The sequence below is a fragment of the Gardnerella sp. Marseille-Q9185 genome, from assembly GCF_046508745.1.
Classification (GTDB): domain Bacteria; phylum Actinomycetota; class Actinomycetes; order Actinomycetales; family Bifidobacteriaceae; genus Bifidobacterium; species Bifidobacterium greenwoodii.
Map to the genome: position 1 here is coordinate 125,142 of NZ_JBKFWK010000001.1, position 25,453 is coordinate 150,594.

Below are 25,453 nucleotides of genomic sequence, written 5' to 3' on the forward strand. Positions count from 1 at the left end.
TTGTGGATAAAAGGTGATAGAAAATTTTGTTACATAAGCAGGTAACTCAAATTAATGAATCACGTTTGCGTTGAGCTTCCAATAATGCTTTTTCTAATTCTGTATCTACAGCAAAAATGTAGAGTCCATTAACTCCTCGTTTTAATAACACATTGAGCTCATTTTTAAGATTATCAATTGAATAATCTAGTGCAATTTTCTTATTTGATGATAAATCTTTATCATGCCTTTTATTAGTTGCTTTATCGTTTCGACTATTTTCCGGACAAAAAACAACTTTACCATTACGATACTGCACTGAAGGTCCAATTATTACTCCAGCATAATTTAAATCAAATCCTTGAATGGTAAATGTAGATCCAATCTCATTTATAGTATGATGCTGTTCTGCCCATGATTTTTTTGATTCTTTTATTGAATGCGAATGCTTTTGGCTATCTTGCGAAGACAATTGATAATTCCATGGATGGCTAAAGACCTTACCTTCTTGTTCCAAAATTTCTAACTCGGAACTACTTACATCAGAACATTCTCCAAGTCCCATATGCCATTTTCCATTGCTATCACAATGTAAATCTACATTCCAAGTACCATTTACCGCATTAGGGTTATTCTTATTGCTCTTATACTCCCAGTCGTATGTTGCAACAAGACGTGATAATCCATGTCCATTACACCCAGACGCTTTTTCTTCAGATTTAGTTTTAATATCATTAAATAATTTAATAGGTGAATCAAATACCTTGAAATCAAAAGTTTTATTTTCAGTATCCGAATCTGCATCTTTTGTTTCAGTATTATTACATAGTGGAAGAGTATCAATACAACCATTGTATACAAAATTTTTAATCCATTTTAGAACATCTTCATTAGCGTTCATACGCATCTGCTTTTCAAGAATAAAACGATGGACATTCACGCTTATTGAATCATTTAATGATAACGTTTCGGCATTATTAGTAGTATTGTCTGAAGACTTTTTATCCCTGTAACATGCTCCCAATAATTTTTCTAACTTTTCTGAATTCCACCGTTGGTTACTCTGTAAAATTTGATTAGGATCAAAAGCTGCAATAACAATTCGAGACCTACGTAAGATATCATATAACATATTTGAACCAGAGTAAGCCTGATTAGCTTGCGTATTCAGCAAGTGAGCTTCATCAATAAGAGCTACGTCGCAACAACGTTTTGGCTTGTCAATAATGCCACGGCCTTGTTCAGTGTGTTCACTAAAACGATTAATAAACTGAGAAGGTAACATAACAAGTTCATCATTACTCTTTTGCAAACGTAACTTTGTTGCTATTTGATTGTATACATTTACTTGTTCTTTATGATTTACAATTATGCAAGCCGTTTTTTTATTTTTAATAATTGAGGATTGCTTATATTCATAATCCAAATCTTCTTCTTCGTAGTTTTCTTCTTCAATATCCTCATTGTATTGTTGTAACCGATTATTTATGTTTTTTAATCTATTACAAATTTTGTAGAACAAGTCACTAAGCAAAACTGTTTTCCCGGTACCAGCATCACCCTCTAATAAAATAAGAGTAGATGAAGCAGAGTCACACTTATTTTTTGATTTTAGAACTCCATTAACGATTTGTATAACCGCTTCTTCAATATGCTGCTGTTTAGAAGTCAATTTATGAAATGGTGACGCTTTAAATAAAGCTGAGTCGCGAATAATTCCTTCTTCTGGGAACAAAACTGGATCCATGTCATGAAGTTGAACCCAGATTTCAGAAAAAATACGTTCAAACTCTTCTTCAGGATAATATTCACCTTGAGGATTAGGCCTGCGATTGTTAACTTTATCTATTGAATCAACACTTAGCAAATACTGCATAAAACGGTTTTCAACATCTAAAGTAAGTGATTTATTAAAATGTTTATTAGCTATAATGTATTGTTTTACTTCGCCTTCAGATAGTTTTTCCCAATCATCTCTGTTTTTGGTATCAGTATTCAAATGTTGCTTTGTTCTAGCCTCAATATTATTAGTTTCACCAACATAAACCGTATATTTCTCATATTCTTTCTTATGAACAATATAAACAGTTGGAAATTTCAGCAAATAATGATTTAAAACCTGAATAGTTTGGTTATCTAGATCACTTCTTTTATATTTTAGATTTTCATTAATGCTACGTTCCAATTCATTATCTTTGAAAACTTTATAAGGTAAATCAACAATTATGGACTTAGGTGGAACAATAGCTTTCATCATAATTTAATGATAACTATTTGATAAGAAATATTCCATTAATATAATCTACTAATAGTGGTAAAAATTACAAATGTTTTTTCGAATTGAATAATTTTAATCAAATACTATGAATTTTCGACTATGAAAATTTAATCCAAGTATCAAAATTGTTTCCTTAACGCAATAATTTTGCCCCTAACCAGAATAACCAGTACAAGAACCACAATAACAATGTTGTTGATGTATAATCGCTTTTGATAGAGCTTCCCGCATGCGCGGGTGTGATCCTTCTGTGTTTCGTATTCTATCGTCTTTCTCGCATTGGCGAGGCAATTATTTGGGCTTCAAATGCATGCAATACGTTTGAAGCCCAATTAGTTTAGTAACGAATATGCAACACAATCTTTCTTAAAGCTCTTATTGAGAGTATATTTACCATTATTTAGTAATCATTGTGGATTAAGGGGATAGTAGGTATGAATTGTAATCATATTATTAATCCTGCATTATGGGGTAAAAAGAGAGAAGTCAATGGTACTATGCAATGGCTTCCTCTTGCTCAACACCTTGAAGATACTGGAAATGTTATTGGCCAATTATGGTATCATTGGCTTAGTAATGGTCAGCGAAGATTGATTGAATGCTCATTAAGTAAGCATGTTGATGCAAAAAAATTATCTCAATTTTTAGGATTCATACATGATATTGGTAAAGCTACTCCTGTTTTTCAGTTTCGTAAATCGCCTTCAAATTCAAAAGATTTAGATATTGCGTTAAAAAATAAGTTAGCTAACGTAGGTTTTACAAATATCGATGATTTTATTCTTAAGTCAACAGATTGCTCAAGTAGTCATCACACTATAACAGGTCAAGCTATTCTTTCTAAGGCTGGAGTTCCTGAAGGAATTTGTGCAATCGTTGGCGCTCATCATGGTAGGCCTTTAGATGATGATTCTGTTTATAAAAATAATATGTCTAAATATATTGATCATTATTATCAAAGTGAATCTGAGAGTGAAAATAGTAAATTATGGCAAAAATTGCAGAATGATATTTTAGGCTGGGCTTTAGAAAGGAATGATTTTTCTAATGTGAATGATCTTCCTGAAATAAGTGAACCTGCGCAAGTTTTGTTGTGCGGATTAGTAATTATGGCTGATTGGATTGCTAGTAATGAAAACTATTTTCCGCTTATTCCAATAGAGAAAGATTTGATTGAGAATCAGGAAGAAAGATATAAAAAAGGCTGGAAAAAGTGGTTACAGCATGGTTCTAAAGACGTATGGGAATCATTAAATTGTTGTAGCAGTGTTTCAGAACTATATAAGCATCGTTTTGGTTTTTTGCCAAATGATGTTCAGATAGCGTTGTACGACGTAATTTCTCAATCTAAAGAGCCTGGAATTTTTATTCTTGAATCGGCAATGGGTTCAGGTAAAACAGAAGCTTCTTTAATTGCTGCTGAGCAATTGGCAAATCTAACTGGAAGAAGCGGAGTGTTCTTCGGTCTTCCTACTCAAGCCACTTCTAACGGAATGTTTAGGCGAGTCGAGAATTGGCTTAAAAGTGTGAATAGTGATTTTCAGGGCGAAATTGGTTTACGTTTAGTTCATGGTAAAGCTGAACTGAATGCAGATTATGCCCATTTGCCTCGTGGAATGCAAAATATGAATGATGGTTGTGAAAGTACTTCAAGTAATAACGATGCAAATAACAATGGAGTAATACTTAATGATTGGTTTACGGGGCGAAAAACCGCAATGTTGGATGATTTTGTAGTTGGTACAGTAGATCAATTTTTGTTAGCTTCTCTAAAACAAAAACATCTTATGCTTCGTCATTTGGGTTTAAGTAAAAAAGTTGTAATTATTGACGAAGTGCACGCATATGACGCTTATATGAATAAGTATCTTGAAGAATCTCTTATTTGGATGGCAGCATATGGTGTTCCTGTAGTGTTGCTTTCTGCCACCTTACCTGCAAAGCGTAGAAAAGAACTTATAAAATCTTATCTGCTGCGCGGGTTGGGATTTAAATGGAGTGAATGCAATAAGTCTAATGTTGATTTTGAAACAAATGGTTATCCTTTAATTACATACAGTGATAAAAACTGTGTAAAACAAAAATTTATTGAAAATGATAAAAGTGATAATAAATCTATTTCTGTAAGAAAAATAACAGACGATAACTTACATGAATCGCTTGTTAGTAAGCTTAAATCTTTGTTAAATAATGGCGGTATTGCTGGAATTATAGTAAACACCGTTAAGAGAGCGCAAGAAATTTATAATGCTTGCGTTGATGAATTTAGTGATGACGAAGTTATACTTGTTCATTCGCAATTTATTGCTACTGATAGAGTTAGAAAAGAACAGCAGATTTGTAATATGATTGGCAAGAATGCTCATAGACCTGCTTGTGCAATAATTATTGGTACGCAAGTATTAGAACAGTCACTTGATATTGATTTTGATGTTTTGTTTACTGATCTTGCTCCTATAGATTTATTACTTCAACGTGCTGGTAGATTACATAGGCATACGATAGAACGACCAAATTCTCTTAAAGAACCAATTTTATATGTGTTGGGTACTAGTGAAATCTACAAATTTGATAAAGGCTCTGAGTCTATTTACAGTAAATATTTACTTATGAGAACTCAATACTATTTGCCGAATGTTATAAACATGCCTCAAGATATTTCTCGATTAGTGCAAATAGTTTATGGCGATAATCCTTTAGAGTTACAGGAAGATTTGAACGATGCGCATGCTGCTGCAAAAAGAGAATATGATTCAGACAGAAATAACAATGAAAGTGATGCTGAAACATATAGAATTGAAAATCCAAAAACAGAAATCGGTAGAAAATCTATTGTTGGCTTGTTGAAGAATCCAATTGTAAAAGAGTCTGATGAATTTGCATGCGCTCAAGTTCGTAACAGCGGTGAATCTATAGAAGTTATTGCTGTTAAAAAAGTTGGATCTGGTTATGGAACTTTCCATGATTGTAAGGATATTTCACAAAATATTGATGATGTGGAAGTTGCAATGAAACTTGCTCAAGAAACAGTAGGGTTGCCGTGGATGTTTACACTAAACAGTAATCGTGTTGAAGAAACAATTGCAGAATTGGAAAGAATACGAAAACAAAAGCAATTCCAAAACTGGGATGATCAGCCTTGGCTGCGAGGTTCTTTGGTGCTTCTATTTGACGAAAATAATATTTGCAAATTATCGAAATACAGAGTTGCGTATTCTGAAAAAAGTGGTATTGTATGTATTAAGAGTTTGGAAGAAGACAGAAAGGAATTAAAAGGTGAGTAGATTTAATTTACTAGATGAGCCTTGGATTTCCGTCATTGTAGACAAAAAAGGCCACAATAAGCTTGTATCAATTACAGATTTATTTAAGCATGCATCTGAATATAAAGCTCTTGCTGGTGATATGAAAACTCAAGATTTTGCATTGCTTCGTATTCTGTTAGCTGTGCTTCATACTGTTTTTTCTAGATATGATATTCGAGGAAATTCTCGTGAATTTGATTCAGATGAAGACGATAAAGAGGATTTCAATGAAGAAACAATGGAGATTTGGCGTGAAGTTTGGATTTCAAAAAAGTTTCCAGACGCAGTTTTCAAATATTTAGAACAATGGCATGATCGTTTCTACCTTTTTGATGACAAATATCCTTTCTTTCAGGCTACTATATTAGATATTGAGAGCAAAAAGCTTAGTTGTCAAAATCCTACTGAATTATTGGGCAAAAATATTAATCGCTTAATTTCTGAAAGTAACAATAAAATAGCTGTATTTTCTCCAAAAGATAATGTTGATAATAACAAATCGTCACTTACGCAGCCGCAATTAGCAAGATGGATTATTACGCTACAGTCATACGCTGGATTGGCGGATAAGACCTTTTTTGGTACGGGAAAATATAAAGCTTCTAAAGGATGGCTTTTTGACCTTGGTGGCATTTACGTAGAAGGCGAAAACCTATTTGAAACTCTTATGCTCAACTGCGTGCTTGTTGGTGAAATGCAATCTCCTGCGAAGAGACAAAAACCGTGTTGGGAATATTCAGGAGCAGAAAATATTGAAAATTCGTTTTATGAAACATTTATTGACAATATTTCTCAGCTTTACACTCGATGGAGTAGAGCAATATATATAAATCCTGATATTAGTATTGACAAGCCGATATCGGTTTCTATAGTGAAACTTCCTGATATTAATCATAAAAATGCTTTTATTGAGCCAATGACAGTATGGCACTACAACAAGGAACGGGAAAACAAGGACAAATACACTCCAAGGAAGCATGAAGTAGAAGAATCTATGTGGAGATCATTTGGGTTACTTACCTTGCAAGAATCAGATGATGGGAGCCTAAAAAATCACAAACCGGGAATTATGGAATGGTTAAATAAAATTAGTAAAGATATTGAAGGTTCTTCTATTTCATTACAGGCTGTAAGTATGAAAGATGATGGCAATTCTACATCTTGGGTTCCTACAGATGAAATATGCGATACTTTGCATATTGATGAAGTTGTAGTAACTGATAATTCTGACAATGGATGGGTGGGTAGAATTAACAATGAAGTGGAGCATACAAGATCTGCCATAGGATTTATTTACAGGCAATTTCTTCTAGACATATGTGAAATACGTAATAGAAATAAAGATGATGCAACTAAATATGCCGATAAGCGTATTAGTCATGTTTATTTCTTAGTTGATCAACCGTTTAGAGAATGGTTAGCAAATATTAAACCAAAAGATTCAATGAATGAACGATGTACTCAATGGAGAAATACTTTGTATAACATACTCATAAATGAGGCAGAAGTCATGTTAAAAAATGCTACGTTACGTGATTTTACAGGTCTTGTTGGTGAAAAAAGTAAAAAAAATCCTGCAAAAAATATAGTTATAGCTTACAACATTTTTATTAGTCGATTAAAAAAATTATCAGGAAAATAAAAGACATAGAAAGGAGGCTATTATGACTGAAAATCAAAGCAAAACTGTCGAAGTATCTAATGCTGTTAGCAAAATTATCAAGCAATTTATAGAAATTGCAGATGCTTCGTCAAATAGAGCTATGCTTGCTCAACTTCGCCACACAATTGGTAAGACATTAAGTCAGTCTGTAGAAATATGGCCATGGATATTAAGCAATGTTCCGGTAAGCTTCATCAATAAATATGGTGAAGTTAGCTACCAATTGCGAGCTGTTATAAACACTTTGCAAATATACGCATTGTACGAGCAAGGTGTTAGAGAAAAATCAAGTTATAAAGATTTAGACAAATCTGAAGATTCAGAAAATGAAAAATCTTATAACAATATGGGAACAGCTTTAAGAGCACTAAGAAGTGACGAAGGCGTACGTGGGGCGATGGATAGACGCTTTAGTGTTATGATTACTGCAAGCGATTATGAGAGTTTTTACTACTATCTTCGTCAACTAGTTCGACTATTAAAAAGCAGAACGAAAGAAGATAAGCAAGCAATTGATTATTCTAAACTTGCGCGCGATTTGTATTTGCTTCAGTTTGAAGATTCAGAAAAAATAAGACTTTCCTGGGCACAAGAATATTATCGCTTAAGCAAGTAGCAATAACTTTTTAGCAACATCACATATTTTAAAAATTACATATTTCAAAAACAACGTTATTAAACAATTAACTAAAATTTAGAAAGGCAAAACAATGAACGCTCATTTATTCTTAGATATTCAAGCAATCCAAACTGTTCCACCATGCAATATTAATCGTGATGATGCAGGCAGCCCGAAAACTGCTCAATATGGCGGTGTAACTAGAGCTAGAGTAAGCTCTCAATGCTGGAAGCACTCAATGCGCGAATATTTCAAAGAACACAGCGTAGATTCCAATGTTGGAATGCGAAGCAAAAACATTGTTAAGTACCTTGCAGATAAAATTGTTGCGTTAAAACCAGAATTATCTGAACAAGAAGCATTAGATTTAGCAAATAAAACGTTAAATAATGCTGGCGTTAAAACTAAAACAAATAAAGGTAAAATAACTCCTGTAGTAAATGTTCTATTTTTCTTAGGTGAAAATCAAGCGAATTCTTTAGCGCAAGCAGCAGTCAACAATATTAAGGACAAGAAGCAACTGCAAGAAATCTTGAAAGATAATCCGCCTATTGATATTGCGTTATTCGGTCGCATGCTTGCAGACGATGCATCGCTTAATGAGGACGCTTCTTCGCAAGTTGCTCACGCAATTTCCACTCATGCTATTCGAACTGAATTTGATTACTATACTGCTGTTGATGACTTATCTACTGAGGATAATAATGCTGGAGCAGGGATGCTTGGAACAATAGAATATAATTCTTCAACGCTTTATCGTTATGCAAATGTGGCAGTGCATGAATTTAGTCACCAGTTGAGCGATAACAAAGAATCTACAATTAATGCTCTCAGACTTTTTATTGAAGCTTTTGCTAACGCAATGCCTACTGGCAAAGTAAATACTTTTGCTAATCAAACTTTGCCGCAAATGCTTGTGGTAACTTTAAGAGATGACAGGCCAGTGAACTTAGTTAGCGCATTTGAAGATCCAGTAAAATCTAAAGGTGGATATGTTTCAAAGTCTATAGAGAAGCTATCTCAAGAATACGAGAAAGTTCAAAAATTTGTTCATAAGCCACTCGCGTCATTCTATGTAACAATGGATTCTTCAAATGAGAATCTTAAATTAGGAGTGGAAGAGCAAAGTATGCAGCAATTGTTAGATGATTTTTCTTCTAAAGTTTCAGGATTGCTTCAGTAAATTTCTTAATAAATAACACTTATTAGTTGATGTTTAGTGTTTAACAGTTAGGAAGCTTATGAAAAGTTTATTACTGAAGTTTGCTGGACCTTTGCAATCATGGGGTACAGATTCTCATTTTGAAACTCGTCACACAGATTACTATCCATCTAAAAGTGCGGTAATAGGTATGGTTGCTGCAGCTTTTGGGTATAGAAGAAGTACAGATTGTGATGAGGAGATTGTAAAGCTTAATGATTTGGATTTTGCAGTGCGAATTGATCAGCAAGGAAATTTGCTTAGAGATTATCATATTGCTGCAAAATATAAGTCTAACGGTAACTTTGAAAAAAATTATGTTACAAATCGTTACTATCTAGAAGATGCTATATTTCTTGTTGCAATAGGATCTGACAATGAAAAACTCATTGATAGCATTAATAATGCTTTGCGCTCGCCGTATTTTCAATCTAGTTTAGGTAGAAGATCACTGCCTCCTACAGCTGATTTTATTCTAGGAGTAGAAGATTGCGGAGTAATTCAAGCATTATTAACGTATGAGTGGCTTGCAAGAAAAGCAGGGAAAAATCAAGTACAAGTTTCTAAATTATCTATGCTCTCGCAATCTTCTAATGAATCATGTAATGCTGGATTTATATCTTTATATGCTGATTCAGATTTAGTATATAAAGCAGAATGCGAATTAGCTAAAGATAATACTTGTACTTATAAAATTCAGTCGTATGTTCGTAAGCTACGAAAGGATTACGTTAATTCTTTCTCAAATAAGGAAAGAAAATTTGGATTTCGATACGAGTCAAAAATGGAAATTCCTATTGAGAAAATTTCACACAATAATTTGAATTCGGAAGATATTTCATCAGATAGTAAACATCTTAAATCTGTTGGAGAGTTTATTGCTGAGCATGATGCTTTTTCTGGATTGGAGTCTTAAATGTCTTATTTAAGCAGAGTAGAAATTGATTATAAAAAGCCTTCGTCGTTGAGAGATCTTAAATCTGTTGGTGCTTTCCATAATTGGGTTGAGCAAAGTTTTCCTGACGAATGGGAGAATCATGAAAGGAGCCGAAAGCTGTGGAGAGTTGATGTTTTACATGGAAAACATTACTTGCTTATAGTGAGTAATTCTGAACCGGATTTGCAACGTCTAGAGATGTATGGTGTTGCCGGAACAGCGTCAAGTAAGAATTATGATAAGTTTTTAGGCTCACTAATGAATGGCATGAGAATGCAATTTCGGGTGGCACTTAACCCTGTTGTTGCTATTTCTGATACTGCTGAAACTCGCACTACTAGAGGTAGAGTAGTACCACATGTTACTTATGATCAGCAGATGAATTTTTTGCTTAATCGAGCGCAAAAATTAGGTTTTTCGTTGAACGAAAATGAATTCACCATTGTTGAACGCGGATATAGCTTATTTACCAAGTCAGAAAAACCTATTCGATTAAGTAAAGCTGTTTATCAAGGTATTTTAACAATTAGCGATGCGGATATTATACGTAAAACGTTGCTAGAAGGAATTGGCAAAAAGAAAGCGTATGGCTTTGGAATGATGACAGTAATCCCATTAGATAATTTAAATAAATGATGCTATTTTATTGAAGGCTGTAACAGTATGAAAAAGAAATGCGGTGCTAAGAAAGCCGAAATTCAAGAGCTTCCACGTATAGGCGACAGAGTAAGTTTCATATATGTAGAGCATGCGAAAATCAATCGTCTTGATAGTACTGTTACAGTCTTTGATGCAAATGGAACTATAAAAGTTCCTGCTGCAATGATTGGTGTTTTACTTTTAGGTCCTGGTACGGAGATTACTCATAGAGCCATGGAATTACTTGGAGATGTTGGTGCAAGCATAGTTTGGGTTGGTGAGCATGGGGTTCGCAATTATGCTCATGGTAGAGCATTGTCAAGAAGTTCAAGATTGTTGGAAAAACAAGCAAAACTTGTTACTAATAGTAGATCTAGACTGAGCGTTGCGAGAAAAATGTATCAAATGCGTTTCCCTAATGAAAACGTATCCTCATATACTATGCAACAATTGCGAGGAAGAGAGGGCGCTCGCGTTAGACATGTATATAGGGAAATGTCTAACAAATACAATGTCCAGTGGAATGGTCGCGATTATAAAATCGACGATTTTGAAAGTGGCACTGTTGTCAATCAAGCATTATCTGTAGGAAATGTATGTCTCTACGGTTTAGTACATAGCATAATATCTGCTTTAGGTTTAGCACCTGGATTAGGTTTCGTGCATACCGGACATGATCTTTCTCTCGTATACGATATTGCAGACTTATATAAAGCTGAATTAACTATTCCTGCGTCTTTTGAAATTGCTGCTCAGTGTGAACCAGACGATGACATTGAACAGTTAATGCGTTTGAAGATGCGCGATTGCTTCGCAAATTGCAATATAATGTCTCGTATCGTTAATGATATACAAAATCTTCTTGAAATCCCAATTGACGACCAAATTACTGTTGATGTAATACATCTTTGGGATGATAGAGTACACCTTGTAGCTTCTGGTGTAAATTACAGCGAGGTGAATTAATATGCCGTTAACTGTGATTACGATGACGAACTGTCCACTATCTTTAAGAGGTGATTTAACCAAGTGGATGCAAGAAATTGCTACAGGCGTTTACGTAGGCAATTTTAACGGTAGAGTTCGAGAAGAATTATGGAAACGTATAGAAGGCAGTGTTGGCAATGGTGCTGTAACAATGAGTTTTTCTTCCAGAAATGAAATTGGATACGACTTTAAGACTATCCATTCGCATCGTGAAGTAGTTTATTCGGATGGATTACCTCTGGTACGTATTCCAACAGTTGATACATTAGAAAACGATATTAAACATGGATTTAGCGATGCAGCACATTTTCATAATGCAAAGAAATTTTCAAATATAAGGCGTAAAAATATTAATACTCCTTCTAGCACAATTGAAAATAATCTTGCTAATGAAAATATTAGTTATCTAAGTTATGATAATGCTTCTCAAACTGCAAAATTTACTACGGATAATGAGGAGATAACTTGTACCGATTACTGGAAGGATTTTATAGATAAAATAGATAAAAATTTTGTTGTAATAGATTGCGAAACTACAGGTTTAAATAGCAAATTTGATAAAATTATTGAAATTGGAGCCGTTAAGTTTATTGATGGGAAAATTGAAGAATTCCAAAAACTAATAAAGATTAATTGCGATAGCGTTAGTAATTTTAACAAAAATAATTTTATTCCTAATGAAATTATTGAGCTAACTGGTATTACAACTAACATGCTTGAGTCTTATGGTGTAGGATTAGATTTAGCATTAAAAGAATTTATTGATTTTATCGGAAAATTACCGGTACTTGGATACAATATACAGTTTGATATGTCATTTTTAAATTCTGCTTTATCTTCATTAGATGAAAGATTGGATTATTCTCTTTCAATTAATAAAATTTTTGATATCTCACGTTTTGTAAAGAAAGAAAAGAAATTTTTAAAAAATTACCAGCTAAAGACGGTACTACACGAATACAACATTTCTGACTCCGTTCCACATAGAGCTCTTCTGGACGCTAGACTGACAGCGCATCTTGTTTTTAATTTGAAAGGATTGCTAAAATTTATTTCATAAAAATAAAATACTGATGTACTACGCTCTGTGATAGGTTGAATTTGAAAAGTAAATGGAATTTGACTATTGCTGTTATAAAAATGGCCATTTTATTGGGATTTTTAAGTGTCTTTCCCGCATACGCGGGGGTGATCCTAGTCGCCTTGTTTTTCAATAGTTTGAGCCACAGTCTTTCCCGCATACGCGGGGGTGATCCTAAGACGCGTTCTACTCTTGGCCTTGGTTTAATGTCTTTCCCGCATACGCGGGGGTGATCCTAGTTCAAATGTTTCCAAATCGTCAAACAAGTTGTCTTTCCCGCATACGCGGGGGTGATCCCACATACGGAAAGAATCGAAGTGTAGCGTCAGAGTCTTTCCCGCATACGCGGGGGTGATCCTCCAGGAAAATAGGAGAGGCCGCACCGTACGCTGTCTTTCCCGCATACGCGGGGGTGATCCCTTTTTTGTTTGGTCGCCTTGAATAATAAACGGGTCTTTCCCGCATACGCGGGGGTGATCCCGTCTATGCTGATTGGCTTGGGGTCAGCTGGATGTCTTTCCCGCATACGCGGGGGCGATCCCGAGAACATGCCAAAGTGGAAATTAGCTTATAAGTCTTTCCCGCATACGCGGGGGTGATCCCTGTATCGCGGGGTGCGCGAAAACAGTATAATCGTCTTTCCCGCATACGCGGGGGTGATCCACAAGTAATTTGTGTTGAGGATTTAAAAGTCGCGTCTTTCCCGCATACGCGGGGGTGATCCTAAGGGGTTAGAAAAGCGAGCCACGGAATATAAGTCTTTCCCGCATATGCGTGGTGATCCTTTCAATAAAGTGCCCTATCACCGGGGGCACTAGTCTTTCTCTAATACGCAGTGGTAATCCTTGAAGCGCAATAAGTAAATAAAGAGTCCCGAACAATCCAGGTGTCCGGGACTCACTATCCACTATAGTTTTTCCCGCATACGCGGGGGTGATCCTATAAATATTGTGATACGATATAACCAACGTGGGAACCTCGGCAACCAGCTTTCAAGACTGGAACATTAGTCTGAGGAGCACCCCACGTTTTTCAGTTTTTGCAACGATTGAGCGAGAAAAGAAAAAAGAGTGGCGCGTCAATACAGCGTTCCCAGTTGTGGAAAATAAGAAAGGAGTGAGAAGCTGATGAACATGCAGAAAATTTATTATGACATGGTCGAAAAACTCCGGCCTTATGCTGAGCCATACATGGATAAGCTTTGCAAAGAAGCCGCTAATAATGCTACATGCGCAGGAGAGCCTTATGAAGCATTAACGGATTACTAAGCCTTGCATGGGAACATCAAAATACTCCTCGTAAGCTTATTGTTGAAGCGTACAATCTTATTGACGATGACTATCTTGATTCATATAACGAAATGGCAGATAAACTAGAGCTTCCACGTCGTCAACATTCTGCAAATTACGACGAAGATGAATAAATCTTATATTAAAAAAAAACACTTAAAATGAAAATTGCGAGGGATCCCCTCGACTAACAATCTGACGTAAACGGCAGCTGCGAGGCCCTCGCGTTACGTTCATTATAGCGTTATTTTTTAGAATATCCAATGCAACAAGGGATTCAATAAATACCATTGTTCAAAAACGTTTATCTAGAGAAGATACGAAGCTAAATTGCGTTTGCATAATAGAAAACGGGAAAATTAACTATTGCAAAAGAGTGGTTATTCCCCAAAACACCACCAAACGACACGCCAAATAGGCGAGGGCTTGCATTTGAGAATATTTCGGGTATAGTAGTTACTCGTGCTTCGGCGCTGACGTTGGTCAGTAAAGTTGCATTGCGGACATAGCTTAGTTGGTAAAGCGCAACCTTGCCAAGGTTGAGACCGCGGGTTCGAGTCCCGTTGTCCGCTCTAGGTCCGATGAGTTATTCGACCTTACGGTGGGTTAGCCAAGCGGTTAGGCAGCGGCCTGCAAAGCCGTATAGATGAGTTCGACTCTCGTACCCACCTCGATTAAGCTTCATGCTTAATAAACAACCTGGGCGGTTGGCGCAGTGGTAGCGCACTTCCCTGACACGGAAGGGGTCACAAGTTCGAACCTTGTATCGCCCACTCGAAAGGATTGCCTTTCACGCATAATTAAAAAATTTTGGGTGATTGGCGCAGCGGCTAGCGCACTTCCTTCACACGGAAGGGGTCATAGGTTCGATTCCTATATCACCCACAATATGTTCGCAGTGTAAAAGCACTGCGTTTTTTGTTTTTGTTACTCGATTTTGGACTATAACCTAACCCTATAACCCCTATAACTCTATAATCCCATAACCACGATTTTCGCCGATTACACTGATTTTCAAACCACAAACCTTGCGACATTCCATATTTGCATTTAATTAAATAATTAACTAGAATAGCATCTTGTTTTGCGGACATAGCTTAGTTGGTAAAGCGCAACCTTGCCAAGGTTGAGACCGCGGGTTCGAGTCCCGTTGTCCGCTCCACTTTTTTAGTATTTTGTTTATGAAATCGTGTTTCCATAATTGCTACTAGCATCGATTTTGAAAGAATGGGAATTTATGGCTGACGACGTACAATCTACCAATCAGACGACTTCTAACGAAGATAGTATGTCTACAATGGTAGATGCCATCAATTCCTTATGGCTAGAAGGCAGAGTTACTTCTATTCCAAACTTTGTAAAGCATAATATTTTCACCGATTTTCCAAGCCTTCCTTCTAATACTCAGGTTGGATGGTTTAGAATTCCTGGGAAATCCTTCTGCATTTCGATTGGATTAGTTAAAAATGATGGAAAGCTTTTTCGTCAACTTGCTATTGCAGATTCAGAAGGTAGAGTTTACACGGGCGACAAAGTAACTCTTGAAGATACGTTTGAACGTCTTCCGCAACTTTCTTTTATTGAGCAATCTTCTTTTACTTTACGAAATTCAACTCGTTTTTACGGAAGCTTAAAAGTACCTAAATCAAATAATATTTCAAAAAAATTCCGCAATATTTTGCAAAGTTTAAAAAGCTTGCCAAGCCTGTGCTTAAAAAATAAAAACGCAGCCAGCACGTCCAAGGCAAGCGCAGCAATCACAAACGGCAACAACAATATTTCTATAGTAAATGGCGATATTGTTATGCAAGTTTCTTTAGAAGATGGTTTGCATCAGGTTGCTTCGTGGCTTTGCTGCACAATTGGAAAGCATAAAAGATATACGCTTGAAAGCACGCGCGTAAAATTACCTGATTCTTTGCGTTGTAATCTTACTTACGAGAATGCTATTGCAACAACATTTTTCGCAACATTTTTCATACCAGATTTAAATCAAAACTTAATAGGTTTTGGATATTCGCACGTTCTAAGAAGATTGCATACTGAAGCACCTCTTGGCGCAATAAGAAGAAGCGCTGCAGATATTGCGCACGCAAAAAAAGTTGGATTGCAAGTTTCCGGCTTAGAAAGCTACTATGAGCGAGTTATGAAAGAGGTTGGAGCATTAGATCCAACTAGAAGCTTAGAAGCTGTTCATGGAGCAGAAAGACTACATTTTAGACAAGCTCAACAAACTTCTGCACATTACTTAATTTGGGACGATTCATTAGACCCTTCCTCAGCACTAAAAGTTTTAAGAATTGAAGGAGCGCTAAATCGTTTACAAGCCATATACCAGTTCTTACAAGCTAATTCTTTGCAGGGCGGAAAGAATTTTGAAGGAAACGTTAGCTTAGAGCGCATTGCTGCTATAGATAACGCTATGATTGAAAACCCTGCTTTTAATGCTTGTGAATCTTTTGATACGCCAAGTTTAGCAAATCCTTTACAAGACGATAGTATTCGTCCTTTGCTTCACTTATGGAATAAGGCTAGAAAATATCAGCAGTCTGCAACATTTTTGAAGCAGAACGATGCGGGAGAGTGGCTGTACCGTCAATCTCTTTCTAAGCTTATTAGAAGCTTATACATGCCGTTTAGATTCGACGCAGATTTTCGCTCTAATCTAAACGATGGCAATGTGGCGATTGCTTTCACTTCTACAGGATCGTCGCTAATGCCTACAAGCAAATACGATACTTTAGAGCATAAGTGGCATATGCTAAGTAATGTTGAAAAGTCGCGTATGGCAACATATTACAATCTGCGATTCGGCATTATGCTTGCAACGCTCGCCTTTGGTGCAAGCGAAAAAATACAGCATGTTTCAATTAGACTTGATTCTATTGGTTTAGAAGAGATGGTTGCAGCACAAGATAATGCAATAAGTACGCTACTAAACCGCACTATTCAAGCATTAGACAATATGAATGTAAATAATGCGCCTTCAAAGGGTGATCCAAAAGACGGTGACGTTCATGGAGACCCTTCACAAATCCAGGATTTGCAACACTTACCGCTTGCAGAAGTTGTTGAAGGTGCGCAATCTTTAGTTGATTCTAAGACGGAATCTAAAGCAGATTCAAACTCAAATCCTTTAGCTGCTTTTAGCGAGCCTCCAGAAATACGTACGCTAATGACAGTAACGTTTGAACGCGAAAAATTTATTAAACATATTCGTGCTCACGGTTTGCAAAATCCAATAGAAATATATAAGCAATCTAATGCAACAATGAGCATGCGCGAAGACTACACTTTAGGCTCAGTAGAAGCATCATTCGATATGCACGATACTTGCTTCGCACCTAGAGGAGCGCAAGAAGAGCCTGAATTTTCCGACACAATATTTAGCGAAGAACAAGAAGAAATACTTGGAACATCACACGCACAAGGCTTATCAATTCAAAGAGAAGACCTTTTGCAGCAAGCTGTTACAGACTTCCACCATATTGCATCTCAGCCAATTCAAACAACAGCAGAAAAAGCTAGAGAGGCAATGAATATTATTGAGCAAATTGCAGATCCTGAGCTTAGTGAAAAAGCAGACAGTGTAACAAGAGCTCTTATTGACGAAACAGACATACCTGAACTTTCATTCAAAGCTTCGCAAAGCATACGAAACATGCGTATTCGAGTCCAAGAGCAGCTTATGGAAGGCGATATTAGCACTGCAATAGAAGAATACGAGAAAAATATTGCTAAATTCGACTCAATGTTTTCCGTAGAAAATGTTGTTCCACGCTACTTTAACTCTTATGCGGAAAGAGTTGTGTACAATCACGTATTTGCAACACCAGAAGAGCATACACTACTTATTCCAGACGGATTGTTCTACGCGCACATGGAGTTAGCAGACTTACTTTCGCAATTAAATAAGCATGAGGCTGCATTAAAGCACTTAAACATGATGGTTGCGTACGCTCCAACATACGCACTATCTCACTTAAAGCTTGCGGCAGAATTATCTCAAAAAGAAGACTGGCCATCTGTTATAGCAGCATGCTTAAACGCTTTGAGAGTATCTTTCGACAAGGATGATGCAGCATTCGCATACTATCGACTAGCGTACGCTGCATGGATGCAAGACAGGTTTGCACTCGCTGCAAGCGCGTATCGCATGGCTGATTATTTAGCCCCAGGAAGAATAGAACCATTGCAAATGGAACTAGAAGAACTGCTATCTAGAATGCGCTCGCAGTGTTATAAAGCTCCGGCTAATATGGACGATGTGAAGCAGAATTTTATGAATGACGATATTCCTGTTTGGCCAAATATTGAAGCCAGCCATATTATTGGTAAAGCTGCAAAACTTACGGTTGATGAAGGAATGTTTGTTATTGCAAGAACTTTGTGCGTTGCTAATATTCGCATGACTTCAAACGAAGATTTGGAAGGTGCTGTGCAATCTCAATTCTTGCGTTCACTAAATGCTTAAAATGCTAAATAGAGTAGTGGGTTACGCTAAATATTTGGGTTGAAAGGGGATTTTATGAGTGCTGCTTACAATGATGCAGCGTCACAAAGCTCTCAATGGACGCTTTTTGACGATTTTGATGAGCAAGCTGTAACTGATGAAGCGCACTCTAATGCTCATATTTGGAATCCTAATGTTGACACAGATGAGTGGATTCATAAACTAGAACCTACCGATGCGGACGCTTTAGCTCTTTCAAGTCTACAGCCTACATCTCTTACTACTGAACAGGCTGCACGCCTGTGGGCAAAATTAGCAGCGTGGGCGCAATCTGATCAAATTGACTACTATGTTGAAGATGCTCCAACAAGCTCGGATGCAGCTTATGATGCGCGTATACGAGCATTGAGTGCTCTGGAATCAGCTTTTCCAACACTTGACACTCCGCAATCTCCAACGCACCGCGTAGGTGGAACTTTTTCCAACGATTTTACTTCTGTAAAACATCCTTCGCGAATGATGAGTTTGGATGACGTGTTTTCTATTGACGAATTACACGATTGGTACAACAGTGTTCTTAGAGATTTGCAATGGCCTGAATCCAAGCCGCTTCCTATGACATGCGAAGTAAAAATTGACGGTCTTGCGTTAAATCTTATTTACAGAAACGGCACTCTTGAGCAGGGGCTTACTAGAGGAGATGGCGTAACAGGCGAAGATATTTCTCTTAATGTTAGAACGATTGAAGCAATACCAACTCAGCTTCATGCTGAAAATCCTGACGATATTCCTGAATTTGTTGAAATTCGCGGCGAAGTTTTTATGAAATGGGCTGATTTTCGTAAGCTTAATGAGGAGCAGGAAGACGCTGGAAAAGCAGCTTTTGCAAATCCTAGAAACGCTGCTGCAGGTTCGCTTCGTCAAAAAGATCCGCGCATTACCGCAACTCGTCATTTAAGCTTCTTCGCGCACGGCTTGGGGGAGCTTCGTTGGAAATCAAACTCAAGTCATGCTAATAGTGAAACAACTTTTAACCAGTCTGACGCATACAATTTTTACAAACAGTGGGGTGTTCCAGTTTCTCCATACACGCGTAGAGTAACTAATTTTGCCGAAATACAAGACATGATTGATTATTATGGCGAACATAGGGCAAATATTTTGCACGCATTGGATGGAATTGTTGTAAAGGTTGATGACCGCGCACTGCAGCGCAATCTTGGAGCAACTTCAAGAGCCCCAAGATGGGCTATTGCATATAAGTATCCGCCGGAGGAAGTTAACACTTATTTGAAGGATATTGTTGTTCAGGTTGGAAGAACAGGAAGAGTTACGCCTGTAGCAATTCTTGAGCCTGTAACTGTTGCAGGTTCTACTATTTCCAGAACAACTCTTCATAACGCTTACGAAGTTGAGCATAAAAACGTGCTTATTGGCGATACTGTTGTGGTTCGCAAAGCTGGAGATGTTATTCCTGAATTAGTTGGGCCTGTTTTAAAGGCAAGAGAAGGTCGTGAAAACCAATTACGAAAATTTGTTATGCCTGAGTATTGCCCTTCTTGCGGAGCAAAATTAGCTCCAGCAAAACAGGGGGATAAAGATATTCGCTGTCCTAATGTGGAAAACTGCCCAGCTCAGCTTACTGAACGTATTATTCACTTAGCTTCTAGGCAGGCTTTTGATATTGAGAATTTGGGAGATAACGCCGCTTTAGCTCTTACAAATCCTGAAGATTCTAGGCCAACTACCGCTGAAGTTTACTGCCCAGATATTGATAAGATTGTGGTTCAAAGAGGCTCAATGCAGCAGCCTTATGTTCCTCCTGCTAATTTAACGTTACCTAAGCCTCAAATTCCTGTGCTTAAAAGCGAATCTGGAATTTTTAGCATAACAGCTAACGATTTACAAAATGTTATGGTTTGGAAGGAAATTCCGCTTGTTGAAGAATGGCAAGAAGTAGGAAAAGACGGAAAATTAAAAAAGCATACTCGAAAAATTGGGGGATCTGGTCTTTGGAGACAAGTGCGAGCATTCTGGACGCGCACAATTGAAGCAAAATTTGCTGAATCTTCTAGCCAAAACATTGATGCTGAAGCTTTGGATCAGAACAGTGAATTTGATTCTAAATATCCAGAATTTCAGGTTCCAAAAGATGCTCGAGTAGTTTTTTGGAAAACTAAACGAGCTTCAAATAATGCAAAAGATACAATTAACGTTCCGTGGTACACAAGACCATCGGAAACTACTCGTAGCATGCTTGAAGAAATAGCCCAAAAAGGCAAAAATGCTGCTCTGTGGCGCGTTTTGGTTGCGCTTTCTATTCGTAGACTAGGTCCACCAACAGCGCGTCTTATAGCGGCAAAATTAGGATCTTTAGAAAATATTGCAAATACTTCAGTTGAAGAACTTACTCAGATTGATGGCGTTGGTCCAGAAATTGCTCAAGCTGTTTATGACTGGTTTAAGCAAGCAAAAGATAGTAGCAACTGGAGATTTGAAGTTTTGCACGCTTGGCAAGAAGCAGGGGTGGTCGGGAAAGTTGAAACATCATCCCTTGCTCAAACTCTAGCTGGTAAAACTGTTGTTGTAACAGGATCTTTGCAAGGCTTTAGTAGGGACGAAGCAAAGGAAGCAATAGTGTCTCGAGGCGGTAAAGCTTCAGGATCAGTTAGTAAAAACACGTACTGCGTAATTTTGGGAGAAAATGCTGGTTCTAAAGCAACCAAAGCTCAAGAACTTTCTATTCCAATGCTTAACGAAAAGCAATTTAGTGTTCTTTTGGAAACTGGAAGCGTGGAAGAAGCTCTACAAAAAGCTAGCGAAAATTCTCTTGATATTAATGACTAAGGAATCATAACATAAATGAACACGAGCGAACTCGAAACACGCGTTTACGATTTGCTGGGTAGCGTTATTGATCCAGAATTAGGCCGTTCGGTTACAGAACTAAATATGGTAACTGGCGTTAGTGTTAGTGAAGCTGAAAATTTAGATGCTTCTAAACCAGTTTATAACGTAAGAATAAAGCTTGAACTTACTGTACCAAACTGCCCATTGGCTGAAATTATTACAGAACGAGTAAAAGAAGCTGTATCTAAATATCCTCAAGCAACTCTTATAGCGCATGTTACTTCTAGCGCAATGAGTAAAGATAAGCTAGAAAAACTAGTAGAAGATTTGAAGGCTGAGCGCAGAGAAAATCCTTTTAACAAAGCTGGTACGCGTACGAAAATTTTTGCTATTGCTTCAGGAAAAGGCGGCGTTGGAAAATCTTCTATAACCGCTAATTTGGCCGCAACTTTTGCAGCTTTAGGATACGACACTGCAGCAATCGACGCGGACGTATACGGTTTTTCTTTGCCGCGCATGTTTGGAGTAAACTCTCAGCCAACTAATCTTAACGGCATGCTTATGCCAGTTGTGTCTTGGGGAGTAAAACTTATTTCAATCGGCATGTTTGCTGGAACTGATCGTGCTATTTTGTGGAGAGGACCGCGTTTACAGCGTTCGTTAGAACAGTTTCTTTCAGACGTTTGGTGGGGAAGTCCAGATGTTCTTTTGCTTGATTTAGCACCTGGTACAGGAGATATGGCACTTGCTGTGGCTCAAACTTTACCAAACGTTGAGCTTGTTGTTGTTACAACACCTCAGCCTAGTGCGTCGGACGTTGCGGTTAGGGCAGGTCTTATGGCTTTGCAAATTCCTGTGAGCGTTCGAGGAGTTGTTGAAAATATGAGCTGGTTTGAAAATAATGGCGAGCGCTTGGAAATATTCGGCTCCGGAGGCGGAAAAAGAGTTAGCGAACAGCTTTGTGAAGCTCTTCATACTAATGTTCCTCTTTTAGCTCAGCTTCCTCTTGACCCAACTCTTAGAGAAATTGGCGAAGCGGGACGTCCTGCGGTTCTAAACGAAGACGGGAAGTTAGATAATTCACAGCTTGCTAATACTTTTGTGAAACTTGCTAAATCTTTAATGGAAGAATCTAATCAAAAATAAATATGGGGCCGCTTGATTTTTCAAGAAACCCCATATTTTTATTTAATTTATAAAACTAATTTATAAAACTAATTACTTAACAGCATTAAGCCACTGTTCTTTAGTTGCTTTTTCAGCTTCCAACTTAGCTTTACGCTTCTTGTCGGTTTCTTTAGCAATAGCAGCGTTAAGCTCTTCAAGCTGCGCTTCCAATTGCAAAGCAAAGCTGGACTTACGAGCGTTAGCTTCAGGATCAGCATCTCTCCAAGCAGCCTCTTCAACAGCCTTAATCTTCTTATCAACATCATTCAAGCGAGCCTCAATGCGACGCATATCTTCTCGAGGAACAAAGCCAATCGCATCCCACTCTTCTTGAATTTCAGACAAAGCTTTACGAGCCTTCTTAGCAGCTTCCTCATTTTCTACAGGCAGCAACGCTTCTGCTTTTACAAGCAAAGCTTCCTTCTTAGCGAGATTCTCATGCTCTCCAGCATTCAACTTTTCACGATCAGCCTGTCGAGCATGGTAGAAAGCATCAGCAGCCTCACGGAACTTAGCCCACAAAGCATCATCATGCTGACGTCCAGCATTACCAGCCTTCTTCCAACGATCCATCAAAGCGTTAAACTTAGTAGAAGTTTCACGCCAGTCAGTTGAATCCTTCAAGCTTTCAGCTTCAGCAATAATAGCTTCCTTAAGCTGCTTAGCGTTATTACGCACGTGCTCACGTTCTTTAACCCAAGAATTACGAGCCTGGGAGAATGCGGAACGAGCCTTAGAGAAACGCTGCCACAAAGCATCTGCATCAGCCTTATTCAAATGAATAGTAGTGCGCTGATGTTCCTGCCATTCGTCGAAAAGAGAGCGAAGCTTATCGTTAAGCTCTCGCCAATTTGTTGAATCGCCCATTTTAGCAACCAATGCTTCAGCGCGTTCTACAATATTTGCACGCTCTTTCAAAGCTTTTTCAAGAGCCTCTTTACGAGCTTTTGCAATTTCTTCTTTCTTTTCATCTCCCTTTGCTTTAAGCTCGGCGTGTCGCGCACGCAAAGCAGCAAGATCACCAACGGCTGCAGGCTCAGCTAATTCTTCTTGCAAAGTGTTAAGCGTTTCATCAATTTCCTTCACTTTTACGTTGCTTGATTCCAACCTTTTAGCGAATAAATCGAGCTTAATCTTCAAATCAAGGTAGCGGTGAATGTAGAAAGTCAATGCTTCTTCAGGAGTTCCAGTGGAGTATTGACCAACCTCACGTTCAGTACCATTTTCAGTAACATAAACAGTGCCATTTTCATCAACACGGCCAAAGTTTTTTGCGGATTTAATATCCTCTTCGCTATAAGAAATAGTTGGTGCTTGAGCAACAACACGAGTCTTATGCGCGAAGCTCGCAGGCGATGGAGCAAGTGGCTTTGGCGCGGTAGTAGTTTTAGTAGTTTCTTCAGGTTTAGTCTGTTCGGTCACGGTCGACTCCTTACAGCAGATGCACGGTAACAATGTTACGAATAAGTATGACGGTAAGCCATGATTTTTCCGCAACACCACCTATTATAGTGGACATGGTACAAGGCTCATCTATATCAGGTTTCCCTGAATGGCTTCCTAGTGAACGCGCTGTTGAACAGCGAGTAGTAGATACACTTCGAGAAGTCTTTGAACTAAACGGTTTTATTGGCATAGAAACGCGCGCCGTAGAACAGGGTTCAAGTTTGTTGAAAAAAGGCGAAACAAGTAAAGAAATTTATTTATTGTCAAGATTGCAAGAAGTTGGTCACGAATCTGACACTCCTGTGGAAGAACGAATTGGCTTGCATTTTGATTTAACAGTTCCGCTTAGCCGTTACGTTGTTGAACATACTGGAGATTTAACATTCCCGTTTAAACGCTGGCAAATGCAAAAGGTTTGGCGAGGGGAGCGTCCTCAAGAAGGTCGTTTCCGCGAGTTTGTTCAAGCAGATATTGATGTTGTTGGCAACGGAGAACTTCCTTCTCATTACGAAGTTGAATTGCCTTTGGTTATGGTTGAAGCTCTTGAACGATTGAGAGAATTTGGTTTACCAAAAGCTACAGTTCACGCAAATAATCGTAAGCTTTCCGAAGGTTTTTACCGCGGTATTGGTTTAACAGATATTGAAGGTGTTCTTCGCGAAATCGACAAGCTAGACAAAATTGGTGCAGAAGAAGTATCTAAACTTCTTATAAAAGAGTGCGGAGCTAATGAGTCTCAAGCTGCTGCCTGCTTAGAATTAGCTGAGCTTACTGCAAAAACTGGGGAAGAACTAAAGTCTAGCTTTGAATCTTTATGCAATAAACACAATATTTCTACTAGCGAAGATAACGAATCGTACGCTTTGGCTACAGAAGGTGTTGAAACGCTCGCAATGATTGTTGACGAAGCTGCACGAATTCGTCCGGGCGCTGTTGTTGCAGATTTGAAGATTGCTAGAGGACTTGACTACTACACTGGTTCCGTTTACGAAACTTTCCTCGATAATGCAGCATCTTTAGGCTCTATTTGCTCTGGCGGCCGTTACGATAATCTTGTTTCTCAAGGCAAAAAGAAGTATCCAGGCGTCGGTCTTTCTATTGGATTGTCTCGCTTGGTTTCTTACATGCTTCATAGCGCTGGCGCTACAGTTTCTAGAATTTCTCCTGCAGCAGTTCTTGTGGCAGTTTGGAATGAGGAAGATCGTCCTGCATGCAATGAGATTGCTAGGAAGCTTCGCGAGCGCGGTATTGCAACAGATGTTGCACCAACTGCAGCAAAGCTCGGTAAGCAAATCAAGTATGCAGATAAGCTGGGTATTCCTTACGTATGGTTCCCAGCAGACAGCACCGAGTCCGAGTCTTCCAAAGACGAGGTAAAAAATATTATTACTGGCGAGCAGACGGTAGCAGACGCCACGTCGTGGCAACCGGATACTGTTTATGCCCGGCAGACAGTTTCTTGCGCTAAATAATATTCGTGCGAAATTGCTTGAATATTAAACGCAATTTATGTCAACAAAAATGAATACACCATTATTAGAACGTAGAGGAAGTGGACT

15 protein-coding genes, 5 tRNA genes and 1 CRISPR repeat array are annotated in these 25,453 nt (G+C 38.0%); of the genes, 18 read left to right on the forward strand and 2 right to left on the reverse strand.

The features are described 5' to 3' along the window. Window positions 1-46: 46 nt before the first annotated feature. Window positions 47-2,236 carry a DNA/RNA helicase domain-containing protein gene (locus ACLD5M_RS00485; RefSeq protein ID WP_410314320.1) on the reverse strand — a complete coding sequence of 730 codons (2,190 nt, stop codon included), beginning with the start codon at window positions 2,234-2,236 and terminating at the stop codon, window positions 47-49. Between the two features lie 455 nt (window positions 2,237-2,691). Here ACLD5M_RS00485 and cas3 point away from each other — a divergent pair, with 455 nt between their 5' ends. The 17 genes from cas3 to ACLD5M_RS00570 all read left to right on the forward strand — a co-directional run bounded on the left by cas3 (window position 2,692) and on the right by ACLD5M_RS00570 (window position 22,427). After that, entirely contained in the window at window positions 2,692-5,541 is a 2,850-nt protein-coding gene (gene cas3 / locus ACLD5M_RS00490; RefSeq protein WP_410314321.1) for a CRISPR-associated helicase Cas3', read from the forward strand. Beyond that, a complete protein-coding gene (gene casA / locus ACLD5M_RS00495) occupies window positions 5,534-7,204 on the forward strand; it encodes a type I-E CRISPR-associated protein Cse1/CasA (protein WP_375169505.1) in 1,671 nt (556 codons plus the stop codon). The genes cas3 and casA overlap by 8 nt, the downstream gene beginning before the upstream one ends. A gap of 22 nt (window positions 7,205-7,226) precedes the next feature. Beyond that, the gene (gene casB / locus ACLD5M_RS00500; protein WP_119521624.1) at window positions 7,227-7,841 is read left to right on the forward strand and encodes a type I-E CRISPR-associated protein Cse2/CasB; all 615 of its coding nucleotides are present in this window, start codon (window positions 7,227-7,229) and stop codon (window positions 7,839-7,841) included. A gap of 94 nt (window positions 7,842-7,935) precedes the next feature. Beyond that, window positions 7,936-9,027: a type I-E CRISPR-associated protein Cas7/Cse4/CasC gene (gene cas7e, locus ACLD5M_RS00505; protein WP_410314322.1), complete on the forward strand. Its 1,092-nt coding sequence runs from the start codon at window positions 7,936-7,938 to the stop codon at window positions 9,025-9,027. Between the two features lie 58 nt (window positions 9,028-9,085). Continuing rightward, window positions 9,086-9,961 (forward strand): type I-E CRISPR-associated protein Cas5/CasD, encoded by an 876-nt coding sequence (cas5e, locus tag ACLD5M_RS00510; protein WP_410314323.1) that lies wholly within the window; start codon window positions 9,086-9,088, stop codon window positions 9,959-9,961. Continuing rightward, entirely contained in the window at window positions 9,962-10,618 is a 657-nt protein-coding gene (gene cas6e / locus ACLD5M_RS00515; RefSeq protein ID WP_410314324.1) for a type I-E CRISPR-associated protein Cas6/Cse3/CasE, read from the forward strand. A gap of 27 nt (window positions 10,619-10,645) precedes the next feature. Next, a complete protein-coding gene (gene cas1e, locus ACLD5M_RS00520) occupies window positions 10,646-11,587 on the forward strand; it encodes a type I-E CRISPR-associated endonuclease Cas1e (RefSeq protein WP_119521632.1) in 942 nt (313 codons plus the stop codon). Between the two features lies 1 nt (window position 11,588). Beyond that, entirely contained in the window at window positions 11,589-12,668 is a 1,080-nt protein-coding gene (cas2e, locus tag ACLD5M_RS00525) for a type I-E CRISPR-associated endoribonuclease Cas2e (protein ID WP_410314325.1), read from the forward strand. 107 nt (window positions 12,669-12,775) lie between these two features. Continuing rightward, window positions 12,776-13,413: a CRISPR direct-repeat array (repeat unit 28 nt; unit sequence GTCTTTCCCGCATACGCGGGGGTGATCC). Between the two features lie 403 nt (window positions 13,414-13,816). Further along, complete coding sequence (locus ACLD5M_RS00530) at window positions 13,817-13,957, forward strand: hypothetical protein (protein ID WP_410314326.1); 141 nt, start codon at window positions 13,817-13,819, stop codon at window positions 13,955-13,957. 520 nt (window positions 13,958-14,477) lie between these two features. After that, window positions 14,478-14,550 (forward strand) — tRNA-Gly (locus ACLD5M_RS00535). Between the two features lie 28 nt (window positions 14,551-14,578). Next, window positions 14,579-14,649, forward strand: a tRNA-Cys gene (locus ACLD5M_RS00540). 30 nt (window positions 14,650-14,679) lie between these two features. Next, a tRNA-Val gene (locus ACLD5M_RS00545) sits at window positions 14,680-14,751 on the forward strand. Window positions 14,752-14,790: 39 nt separating this feature from the next. After that, window positions 14,791-14,863: transfer RNA gene (locus ACLD5M_RS00550), tRNA-Val, on the forward strand. Window positions 14,864-15,064: 201 nt separating this feature from the next. Then, a tRNA-Gly gene (locus tag ACLD5M_RS00555) sits at window positions 15,065-15,140 on the forward strand. 75 nt (window positions 15,141-15,215) lie between these two features. Beyond that, window positions 15,216-18,452: a tetratricopeptide repeat protein gene (locus ACLD5M_RS00560; protein WP_410314327.1), complete on the forward strand. Its 3,237-nt coding sequence runs from the start codon at window positions 15,216-15,218 to the stop codon at window positions 18,450-18,452. A 54-nt stretch (window positions 18,453-18,506) separates the two neighbouring features. Next, window positions 18,507-21,278: an NAD-dependent DNA ligase LigA gene (gene ligA, locus ACLD5M_RS00565; protein ID WP_410314328.1), complete on the forward strand. Its 2,772-nt coding sequence runs from the start codon at window positions 18,507-18,509 to the stop codon at window positions 21,276-21,278. A 15-nt stretch (window positions 21,279-21,293) separates the two neighbouring features. Further along, window positions 21,294-22,427 (forward strand): Mrp/NBP35 family ATP-binding protein, encoded by a 1,134-nt coding sequence (locus tag ACLD5M_RS00570; protein ID WP_004126899.1) that lies wholly within the window; start codon window positions 21,294-21,296, stop codon window positions 22,425-22,427. Between the two features lie 72 nt (window positions 22,428-22,499). Here the strand turns inward: ACLD5M_RS00570 and ACLD5M_RS00575 are convergent, their stop codons facing one another. Next, entirely contained in the window at window positions 22,500-23,870 is a 1,371-nt protein-coding gene (locus tag ACLD5M_RS00575; protein ID WP_410314329.1) for a DUF349 domain-containing protein, read from the reverse strand. Window positions 23,871-23,965: 95 nt separating this feature from the next. Between ACLD5M_RS00575 and hisS the strand changes: the two genes are divergently transcribed. Beyond that, window positions 23,966-25,366 (forward strand): histidine--tRNA ligase, encoded by a 1,401-nt coding sequence (gene hisS / locus ACLD5M_RS00580; RefSeq protein ID WP_032841790.1) that lies wholly within the window; start codon window positions 23,966-23,968, stop codon window positions 25,364-25,366. Window positions 25,367-25,453: the final 87 nt, after the last annotated feature.

Excerpts from the sequence above, each read along its gene's own strand:
- ACLD5M_RS00485 (WP_410314320.1), bottom strand. The coding sequence starts at position 2,236 with ATGATGAAAGCTATTGTTCCACCTAAGTCCATAATTGTTGATTTACCT.
- cas3 (WP_410314321.1), top strand. The coding sequence starts at position 2,692 with ATGAATTGTAATCATATTATTAATCCTGCATTATGGGGTAAAAAGAGA.
- casB (WP_119521624.1), top strand. The coding sequence starts at position 7,227 with ATGACTGAAAATCAAAGCAAAACTGTCGAAGTATCTAATGCTGTTAGC.
- cas7e (WP_410314322.1), top strand. The coding sequence starts at position 7,936 with ATGAACGCTCATTTATTCTTAGATATTCAAGCAATCCAAACTGTTCCA.
- cas5e (WP_410314323.1), top strand. The coding sequence starts at position 9,086 with ATGAAAAGTTTATTACTGAAGTTTGCTGGACCTTTGCAATCATGGGGT.
- cas6e (WP_410314324.1), top strand. The coding sequence starts at position 9,962 with ATGTCTTATTTAAGCAGAGTAGAAATTGATTATAAAAAGCCTTCGTCG.
- cas1e (WP_119521632.1), top strand. The coding sequence starts at position 10,646 with ATGAAAAAGAAATGCGGTGCTAAGAAAGCCGAAATTCAAGAGCTTCCA.
- cas2e (WP_410314325.1), top strand. The coding sequence starts at position 11,589 with ATGCCGTTAACTGTGATTACGATGACGAACTGTCCACTATCTTTAAGA.
- ACLD5M_RS00530 (WP_410314326.1), top strand. The coding sequence starts at position 13,817 with ATGAACATGCAGAAAATTTATTATGACATGGTCGAAAAACTCCGGCCT.
- ACLD5M_RS00560 (WP_410314327.1), top strand. The coding sequence starts at position 15,216 with ATGGCTGACGACGTACAATCTACCAATCAGACGACTTCTAACGAAGAT.
- ligA (WP_410314328.1), top strand. The coding sequence starts at position 18,507 with ATGAGTGCTGCTTACAATGATGCAGCGTCACAAAGCTCTCAATGGACG.
- ACLD5M_RS00570 (WP_004126899.1), top strand. The coding sequence starts at position 21,294 with ATGAACACGAGCGAACTCGAAACACGCGTTTACGATTTGCTGGGTAGC.
- hisS (WP_032841790.1), top strand. The coding sequence starts at position 23,966 with ATGGTACAAGGCTCATCTATATCAGGTTTCCCTGAATGGCTTCCTAGT.